7 protein-coding genes are annotated in these 9058 nt (G+C 46.7%); 3 read left to right on the forward strand and 4 right to left on the reverse strand.

Annotated features, from left to right (window positions below; all coding sequences use genetic code 11):
* The first annotated feature begins 161 nt into the window (after positions 1-161).
* Positions 162-428, forward strand: a complete 267-nt coding sequence (locus L6D80_RS28230) for an antitoxin Xre/MbcA/ParS toxin-binding domain-containing protein (protein ID WP_009684887.1) — start codon at positions 162-164, stop codon at positions 426-428.
* A gap of 1425 nt (positions 429-1853) precedes the next feature.
* On the opposite strand, the gene L6D80_RS28240 is transcribed toward L6D80_RS28230, so the two are convergent.
* From L6D80_RS28240 to L6D80_RS28255, 4 genes are all read right to left on the reverse strand, one after another.
* Positions 1854-2855: a hypothetical protein gene (locus L6D80_RS28240; protein WP_143524266.1), complete on the reverse strand. Its 1002-nt coding sequence runs from the start codon at positions 2853-2855 to the stop codon at positions 1854-1856.
* Positions 2824-3642, reverse strand: a complete 819-nt coding sequence (locus L6D80_RS28245) for a hypothetical protein (protein ID WP_143524265.1) — start codon at positions 3640-3642, stop codon at positions 2824-2826. The genes L6D80_RS28240 and L6D80_RS28245 overlap by 32 nt, the downstream gene beginning before the upstream one ends.
* The gene (locus tag L6D80_RS28250) at positions 3639-4541 is read right to left on the reverse strand and encodes a TniB family NTP-binding protein (RefSeq protein ID WP_232251875.1); all 903 of its coding nucleotides are present in this window, start codon (positions 4539-4541) and stop codon (positions 3639-3641) included. Before L6D80_RS28250 ends, L6D80_RS28245 begins: the two co-directional genes overlap by 4 nt.
* Positions 4542-4608: 67 nt before the next feature.
* The gene (locus L6D80_RS28255; RefSeq protein WP_080641041.1) at positions 4609-6363 is read right to left on the reverse strand and encodes a Mu transposase C-terminal domain-containing protein; all 1755 of its coding nucleotides are present in this window, start codon (positions 6361-6363) and stop codon (positions 4609-4611) included.
* Positions 6364-6942: 579 nt separating this feature from the next.
* Between L6D80_RS28255 and L6D80_RS28260 the strand changes: the two genes are divergently transcribed.
* Together L6D80_RS28260 and L6D80_RS28265 are read left to right on the forward strand one after the other, a co-directional pair.
* Positions 6943-7799, forward strand: a protein-coding gene (locus L6D80_RS28260) for an IS5 family transposase (RefSeq protein ID WP_104148369.1) whose coding sequence is annotated in 2 segments (ribosomal slippage) — positions 6943-7284 and positions 7287-7799 — 855 coding nt in all. Because the reading frame shifts where the segments join, the coding sequence is not laid out codon by codon here.
* 721 nt (positions 7800-8520) lie between these two features.
* The coding region (locus L6D80_RS28265; protein WP_236183090.1) for an antitoxin Xre/MbcA/ParS toxin-binding domain-containing protein at positions 8521-9058 on the forward strand (538 nt) is incomplete at its 3' end.

Raw genomic sequence — 9058 nt, forward strand, 5'->3', positions numbered from 1 at the left:
TGGCCTCAGGCGACACTCCCCCGCAACTCGATAAACTCAGGGTATGTTGACATAGCAGTCCGCAGTCGCTGCGCTTACCTACAAGATCGGTGGCGTGCAACCCCCGCCTGAGGTCATAGTGTCATCAAAGTCTCTCGACATTTGCCTTTGGAACACTTGTCATGAACAGTATCACGATCCACGGAATTAGCGACCAGCCCTCAATCAGCTGCTGGACCTCTGCTCATGGGGCTTTTTTAACAAGGAAGGCGCAAATTTTTCGAAAAGCAATGGAGGTGCTCGGCAAAGGAGAACTGGCACAGCGTTGGATGATCAGCCCTGCGCTTGGTCTTGGCAACCACACCCCATGCACCTTGCTTTGGAGTCATGAAAGCTATATGGAGGTATGGGCCTTCCTCTACCGTCTTGAGTACGGCGTTTACACGTGAGCATCAGAATGCTGCTGATCGGGCTACGGGCTAGCCCGGGTTTTGGTATGCATCTCTCTGGTAGTGATACTCCTGTGGTGAAAGGCGACCAGCCGGGCCGAATAACAAGTGGGTAACACACGCTTCCAAGAACGCAATCGCCTCGGCTTGAGCGTACTGCGCATAAAAGCTGCGGTACGCGAGCGGGAGCGTACCGCGGCTCTGGAGGCAAAGCTTGACCATCTGAGCCAAAACGTAACCGCGTATATCGTATCGTGCGTCCACCTTTCTGAGCACAGTGTCGTAGCAGGAGTGGAAAACGACTGCTTTCGAATGGACACTAGGGGGGCTTTTTTGATCGTTCATGGACAGCCTACTGTAAAAGCGTTGAACCGCAGGGACAGTGTCGAAGCCACTGGAACGTGGCTTGGAATACGTCGCGTTGGTTCACGCGAATGAAGAAAAAGTGTAGGAAAACCTCAAAAATGAAGTTTTTTTTGCCAAGTGAAGAAAATCATTTCGGTGGCGGTGATCGTAACAAAAAAACACGAATCCCACATGCACCTAGAGCTCTCGACCTTGGCCTTCAATGCCACCTTAGGCGGCACAGTGTCTCGCAAAGCAAATCCACATTTGAAACCACGATCAGCCTTGGAATCTATCTCTGCGCCACTCCTAATCTAGCCTCGAGCAGCGCCGGCTCTCCCGTTCAGACTTAAAATATAGTGGTAGTTCGTTTGAGTACGGACCAACTTAGAATTGAGCTTATAGGATGGAGACTAAGTATGAGAGCGCACCTTCTTTTTGCACAGCTTTTGCTGGCGGAAATTAGGACATCAATTCTCCCACCACACTACTATTCCATTAGCTTGGAATAGTAGTTTGGCAAAACTTACCCGCTACCTCAATGTGATCCAGTGCGGGAAATCATCTAATGATCGATTGCAGCGACTAAGTGCTTGGTTTAATAAAGCATTTAGAGTAGCGACCTCAATAGACATCGTTGCTGCTTGTGCCATGAAAATATCGGAAAAGGCTTCGTAAATATGGTGCATCAACAAAGATGCCAACATCGTCTCAGAAATCAATGTCAAATTCCGCGATCTACGTATCTTTGATATCATCACTGGCTTATCAACATCACAAAAAACGTCAGCTAGAGAACCAACAAAACTAGGACCGCGAATTCGCAACAATTCACACGAATGAGAGGTGTGAGCGGAGTCAGAGGAATGAGTCAACTGTTCCGCGCGCACGCCCAGCATTGCTCTACCATAGAGATTGATCGTGGGCTTACCGACCGAAAAAGCATGGCCTACTATTTTGCAGCTGCGCGCGTCAACTACATAACATAAAAACGGATGTTGCCTCTTGAACTGACCCGACACCTTGACGTAAAAACCCAGGGTAACGTAAATCGGAACTATATAAGTGTACATGAAATACTTATGCGAACTGTGGAGTGCAAATACTTAGGGCGCTTGTCTGGAATCTGATCAAGCTATTTCTAAGCCAATAATAAAGCTCTTTATCAAATTTATACACGCTCCCCCATATTTTTTCCGGCGTATCTGATTCCCAAGGATCGCCACGAAGTGACTTAAAGGCCTCCTTTTGACTAACCCACCCTAGCAATATTCCAATAAAAAAAAGCGCGCGCGCGCGACAAGCTGCAGAAGCCCTAAACGGCTGCAAGTAGCAGCTAAGGTATAGCGTCTCACCTTCACTGGACACAATATCTAGCAGTCTGTTACTACCGGAATGACGATACAAATCCATGCCTGGTGTAAGAAGAGCCCGCATAAGGCTCATTATTGTGTTATCAAAGAGATAAATGCAACGATCCTGCTGAAGATTACGTAATTTTACGAGTTTCTTCTGAACACGACATGCGGTTTTAAGCAAATCGGCCCAGTTGTTAACATATTCTGCATGTCCGAGATTCTTACTCTCAATACTATGATTCCATTTAAATATGGCCCGAGGCGCATCCAACGCGGCACCTATCTGTCGCGGGACATCCTTAAGCAACACATCATGCAATTCACAAAATGGTTTTGATACGTATCGCCAGGCAATCTTGAGCATCAAAGAACAATTAGATCGAAGATTTTCACGCATGCAATCTTCGCAATAAGATCGCCGAAATCCCCAAGGTATCATCGGCGCGACATTAACAGGCTTGACGAATCTTTCTAAATCTGACCCCATAATCAATGGCAGAACCTTCCATTTATGGTCCGGGCTTATAAAATCTAAGTCGCAGTGAGCTTCACGCTTTTCAAATTCGAAAAGTGACAAAAATAATCGTGGACCACGTCCATAACCCCCAGCATTGTGCAGTATATACTGCTGCACTTCTGGGATTTGACATAGCCGATAACTCCAAGATGAAAGAGATTCACCGGCTATCATTTTAGCATTCGAGCATAGCCCGGACTTCAACATACTGACTTCCTTGAATTGAAAGCTCTTCTTCAGCACCTGAAAATTTGAGTAGGCTATCATTTCTTAAAGTCGCATATGCGTAAGCCACCTCTAAGGTCTTTACAAACTCATCGAGCCGGCATGCTTGCTGCTCGATGTGTTCAAGTGCACATTCAGAAAACTTAATACTTTGTCTAGTTTCACCATTCGCAGCGATTAAAAACTTAAATGCGACATTGGAAAGATCAGATGACTCGAGCGACATTCTAACTCTAAATAAATTCACCCTTCCTTTCATAATTTTTTCTATCTTTCTTGCCAGCGGCCGATAGTGCGTTGTATATAGAACAACTAGACCATTTCCGACTTCCGATATAGCGACCAAGCATTCAGCCAATGAGTTATCATGTGTGATTTCGAAGCGCTCCAAGTCATCAATTACTACTAGCTTTAACCCTACCTCATTTATGTACTGATCCATATATAAGGGAGCTTTTTTCAGGTGCTCGTAGGGGGATCTTATTGCCAAAGAAATAGCGAAATTATCCAATAAAGATAGCTTGCCGAAGCTAAAATTATAATTGACCTTAGTTGCCTCTACACCAAATTTATTTACCACATGTTCAAGACTGGCGGACAAGCCACAACCAGGTTCGCCCTCTAGGTGAACGACTACACCCTTAGCAGTGATGTTTGTATTTCGTATTAGCTCTGCTATGGTATTCGTCAATTCAGGGAACGAATATTCAATCTTGCATTGTCCTTGGAGAACTTTAATTGCCTTGGAAATACGGGAGCTACTATTCATGCGAAACCGCCCTCACGCTCAAGCTGGTCGACGTCGCGCAGCGCAATACATAGGTCATCCATAATATACTCAATATTGTCAAGATGCTTGTGAGCAATATGTTCAGAGCCATCAGTGATTGCGGCCATGGCTGCCGCCTGTAAAATTTTCACAATGTTATCGGTCAGCCCCTGGCCCGTCTCCATTATCTTTAGAAACAACTTCTGGTCTTTGAAGTTTGTCGGCTTCCGTAAAGGGAGGCGAAAAATGTACGATGCTACAAAGCTTCTGAACTCACTATCATTCCCCCATTGTTTTAGGGACCTCACAGCATACCGGCGGGCCAACTGAGCGTCACGCCTCAATACCCGCGCGGCATCTGGGATACCGAATGCAAAGACACAGAGACCATAGTTAGAGCCAGCTAAATTCTTCAACAATGACAAGTTAATTCGCTGCTGGAAGTCTGTTAATGTCAATGCATCATGAATCTCATCGATAACGATGGCCCGAATATTTTGACTTTTAATCAAGTATTGCAATTCCGGCGAGATATTTTCATTCAGACGCGCACGACGCGACACACCTACTCCAATTTCTTGCAGTATCAACTCCTTCAATGAATAGCCATTAGGGCTTTGATGCATTGTTACAAATACCATTTTCTCCGCCCAAACACGATGTCGCTTCTTCAATTCCTCAATCATGCTAGTTTTACCTGAGCCACCAGGCCCTATTACTAGCATACTGGGGGCATTGATTTTATTTGTCATCTGCATCATCACATGCATACGTGCAATTAGGTTTTCAACTGAGGGATGAGGCACCCAAATATCCTGACAGCACACCAATGTTCGCTCATGATCCGTTAACGAAAAATAGCTATGGCTATCGGGATGCACGTGGGAAAAATCGGACATAATAGTCTCGCAAAAACAATTGGATTAAGGCAAAAATCAAAATACTTAATCGTTCATTAATGAACGATCAATACAAAGTCGGCTCATCTTCGTAATCTACACTATTGTTTGAGCGCAGGTTCGAGACTATCCCAGGCATCGAATGGTCAATCAGCCCTCTACGCCCTCCAACCTGGCTAGCACTTACATGGGCAACGTTCGAATAATTTTCAGCGCTTTCATTATTTTTTTTGCTCGCGCCTTCTAAAATGATGGAGTAAGCATTATGCTGCTCTAGACCTTTTTCCTTCTTCAGACGCCTAGCCTTAGTCGTAGCTTTTACTTCATTTACCACGAGTTGATTTGCACTATATACTGCCTCACTGCCACGCCTAGTCATAGTGCCATTTGGTATGGACTTAATGCGCCTCTGATGCCGATAATATTCATAATGCGAATGTCTGCCAGAAGAGTTTCGTACACAAGGAACCACGAACCATTCTGTATTCACTTTAACCCTTATTACATCAAGGTTGTAAGGGTCATACTTAACCAGCACCTTCTCTCTAATATGATTTTTTAGTGCAGGAGCATAATAAAACCGTCGGAATAACTCTATCCCTTGCGGAACTACTTGTTTTGCGGCAAACTCTGGATAAAAGCTAAAGCGAAAACCATCATGGTCTTTTTCTGGAATGCTTTTTGGTTCCACCCCATCTCGATAATAATCATTCCAAGCTTCAATAGGGCTTTTCCCGATGCCAGAATGCTTGGTCTCATGATATGCGCACACTTGATAAATCATGAACTTGCGTAGCGCACTAAACGTCATTGATGCGCGTTTTTCACTGCTATATGACTTCCGGTCGATTACGTTTGAACCCGTTGTTCCTGGCAAAAAATGCACTTTGGTTGTCATGAACTTCCCAATCAAACTCTCGATATGTCCTCCTTGATGTTTTTTTCCTACATTGCGATGCCTTACGTCAATTCCATAGTGCTTGCAGTTTAGTACCAGCACATCAGATATGAATTCCTTAGCATTATCAGTATGGATAGTTTCCATCAAGCCGTGAACTGGCCAAAGGTTTTCCTCCATCCCTAAAGCTAATAAGATCTTATTCTTTGGCAGCACGCAATTTTCGATTAACATTGCCACGCTTACAGCGCTCGGTGGCAATAAAGACAAATAGAACCCAAGAACCACCCTTGTATGGATACAAATTGCCAAACTGATCCAAGGCCTGCCAATAATGACTTGGCGGTCATTTTCGTCGACCAACAATATGTCCATGACGGTGTGATCGAATTGAACCCATTGGAGTGGGCGGTCGGTTTTCTTATGTCCAGGCCTCGCTCCGTATCTTTGTTCCGCTGCGTCTTTTCCGTATTTCCTTTCGTACAATAATCTTGGAGGCTTAGATTTAATCCTTCGCCTGACCGTATAGTAAGAGGGACGCACAACTTTTTGAGCATCAGCTTCTGACTGACATACCGACCACACCTTCGCATAGCTAGCAGAAATACCATAATAGTAATCATCAAAAGCTTTATCAATAATTGCTTCCACGCGAGCATCAAGTTTATCGCTCCCGCTTTTACGACCCCGCTTACCTGGCACTAATTTATTGTAATTTCGTGCCCCTCGAGACCTTGCTACCAACTTATAAAAATACTGCTTCCCTATGCCTAGTAAATTTATGCCTTCAGCGGCTGATATTTTTCCATCAATGAAGAGGCTAATTACCGTAAAGCGCTCACTTCCGACCTTATGCCGCCCTATCTCCTCTAGCGGCGTAAAGCTATTTAACGCCCCCCACAAATCTTCTGAAGTATCGGTCATAGCTTTGAACCAAGGATTATGAAATTGACAAGTACACCTGTAGAGCCCCGATGGACATGCTTTAAACCATCAGGTGATACCCATCTACCTGAGCGCGAAGTTGAATGCTTTTTCATTTTTAACTTCCATTTTGGCTTTGTGTCAACCCTGTGAATGCAACTTTTTTGATAGGCGAAGGTGAATCTTGATCAAAACCCACAAAACAATAGACGTATAAAACGCAACCCAAAACGCCATACCGAAATTCAAAGCTCAAGCATTAAAAAGTACAAGGTTGACGCACAAATCACTGAGTAAATCGAGGCAGAAGCCTCCAATTGAAACGGGAACGACGGAATTTCATCAAGGCTTCATCTCGGTACATGCTCAATCCAAAATGCATTTACTAAATTCATCTTGTCAGAGGGTCGTTCGTCCTTAGTTTCAAACGAAAAGTAGCCCTAGGGCCCTGCATCGCAGAAGGCGAAGCCACCAGGGGGAGCCCTAGGCTCTGTACGAAATCCCGAGAAACCTAATCGTCGCTCCTTTAGCGCTGAGATTTTGTAGAGTTACGCGCCATTAACGGAAAGGAATTCTGTGATGGCAAGGCGCTACGAACTCACGGACGAGGCCTGGGATGTGGTCTCCGATCTCTTCATCGAAACCCATGGCCGAGGCCGGCCCCGACTGAGCGACCGGCTGATGCTCGATGGCGTGCTGTGGGTGCTCTGCTCAGGTGCTGCATGGCGAGATATGCCAGAGCGCTTCGGCCCATGGTCAACGGTGTATCAACGGTTTCGGGGCTGGCGAAACCAAGGGACTTTAGAGCAGATGCTCAAACGTCTGCACCTGCGATTGAATGAGCAGGGCTTGATCGATCTGCAAACCTGGATGATCGACTCAACCGCAGTACGCGCAACCCGAGCCTCATCAGGCGCCGGGAAAAAAGGGGGCCTGACGAGCCTGCCGATCATGCTCTAGGCCGCAGTCGCGGTGGCCTGACAACCAAAATCCACATGCTATGCGACGCCAACGGAACACCGCTGCGTTTTCTCCTCTCTGGCGGTCAAGCCAGTGACATCAGCTACGCACAACCACTGTTGGACGAGGTCAGCATTCCATCGAGCCAACGTGGCCGCCCGCGCAAGCGCTGCAAATGGCTGCTTGCCGACAAGGGCTACGACGCAGAAGCGCTACGCCGCTACTGCGACCAATATCGAATGCAACCCGTCATCCCGCTGCGCTCGATGAAGCGCAAGCCCAAGCCTGGCTTACCAAGACTGTTTGACCGGCCCAAATACCGACAGCGCAACATCATCGAGCGCATGTTCGGCTGGCTGAAAGAGAACCGTCGGATCGTGACTCGCTTCGACAAGCTCGCGAAAAGTTATGCCGCCATGGTCTCACTGGCTTGCTCCATGCGGTGTTTGCGACATCTCTTTTCGTACAGAGCCTAGAGAAATCTGGACGAAACGGATCACTTATTGGTGGGTACAACAGATGCAGCCACCAACACAACACTCTGCGCAAAAAGGCTTCCACCGAGCCAGATTGCCCAGCAAGGAGGGATGGAGATTGCGGTTTGTTATGTGCGGAGACCGGAGAATTCTGTTTTGGCCGCAGCGCGAGTGTCCGGCTACGCCGTCTTTGCCTGTCTAGGTAGGCGCATGCCACGGCCTCCGGGGTTAGCGACCACAACTGGGTAGACCGCCCATCGGGGGCGGAGATAGGGCCAATAAATCTACTGATCTAACTTTGGACTAATTTCATGACAGCCGAACTACCTTCGTATGGGAGATATCCTCGACAAAATGGTATTCGTTGTTGTTGATGCTTAATAAGGCGACAATCCACAAAAATAATGTTTAATCTAGCGACTATCCCAAGAAAAGTCGCTTAAATTGGCAGGGCATCGGCTAGAGCCCTTGTGAAACAACGCTTAGGGCTAGTCGCCTCATTTCGCGACAGCCTCATTTCCTATGAGACTCGCAAGCACTTGGAGTTTTTTAGCGAAAATTTAGAACAGCCTCGCCCGAAAGTGCCCAATTTCGAAATTCTTTCTCCACATGATCAACCTTCAGCACTCGATCCTTGCGCTTTCAATCCAACTACAATGGACCTACACCCATTCCACCACTAACGTGACCAGTGAACCCTATGGTTTCTCCTCGTGCCCAGATGCCCATTTCACCTCCCGGGTTTCGGAATCCAACGGATTGCCTGACTCAGATCAAAACCGAGCATTTGAGCCAGCTCAACATTTTCTTGTTGGTAAAAGATGGTTTCGCGCTGCAAGACGTACGTGCCATGGTCTCCATTTCCAAGCTCTACGCCTCTTCAAAGGTAATTGATCGAATTTTGGGCAAGTCGAAGCCACACAAGACTGATGACGGCAGCTTAAGACTCAACGCTTCACAGAGCGCAATAGCCTTTCAATTCGCCAAGGTTCTTGAGCAGGCAGCCAAGGTTTTCGGCAGTCTGCCGCTTGCCGAAGAATGGCTTCAAAAACCCTGCAGACACTTGGCAGGTCTGGTTCCTCTCACTCTGGTGGATAACCCACTTGGATATAGAGCAATTGAAGACTACCTAGGGATGCTCCGATCAACTTGTCGTGCAGCCGCGGCAAGTTGCAATTTTCCAGGCACCTACAGCGTCATTGGACGAAAAGTGACCGAAAAATCATGTACGGAGAGCTTTTTCGACCGGTTCTCCGTGT

It is taken from the genome of Pseudomonas ceruminis, assembly GCF_021602025.1.
Lineage (GTDB): Bacteria > Pseudomonadota > Gammaproteobacteria > Pseudomonadales > Pseudomonadaceae > Aquipseudomonas > Aquipseudomonas ceruminis.

What these genes read in the sequence shown, in the direction of transcription:
- L6D80_RS28230 (WP_009684887.1), top strand. Translation starts at nt 162, where the DNA reads ATGAACAGTATCACGATCCACGGAATTAGCGACCAGCCCTCAATCAGC.
- L6D80_RS28240 (WP_143524266.1), bottom strand. Translation starts at nt 2,855, where the DNA reads ATGTTGAAGTCCGGGCTATGCTCGAATGCTAAAATGATAGCCGGTGAA.
- L6D80_RS28245 (WP_143524265.1), bottom strand. Translation starts at nt 3,642, where the DNA reads ATGAATAGTAGCTCCCGTATTTCCAAGGCAATTAAAGTTCTCCAAGGA.
- L6D80_RS28250 (WP_232251875.1), bottom strand. Translation starts at nt 4,541, where the DNA reads ATGTCCGATTTTTCCCACGTGCATCCCGATAGCCATAGCTATTTTTCG.
- L6D80_RS28255 (WP_080641041.1), bottom strand. Translation starts at nt 6,363, where the DNA reads ATGACCGATACTTCAGAAGATTTGTGGGGGGCGTTAAATAGCTTTACG.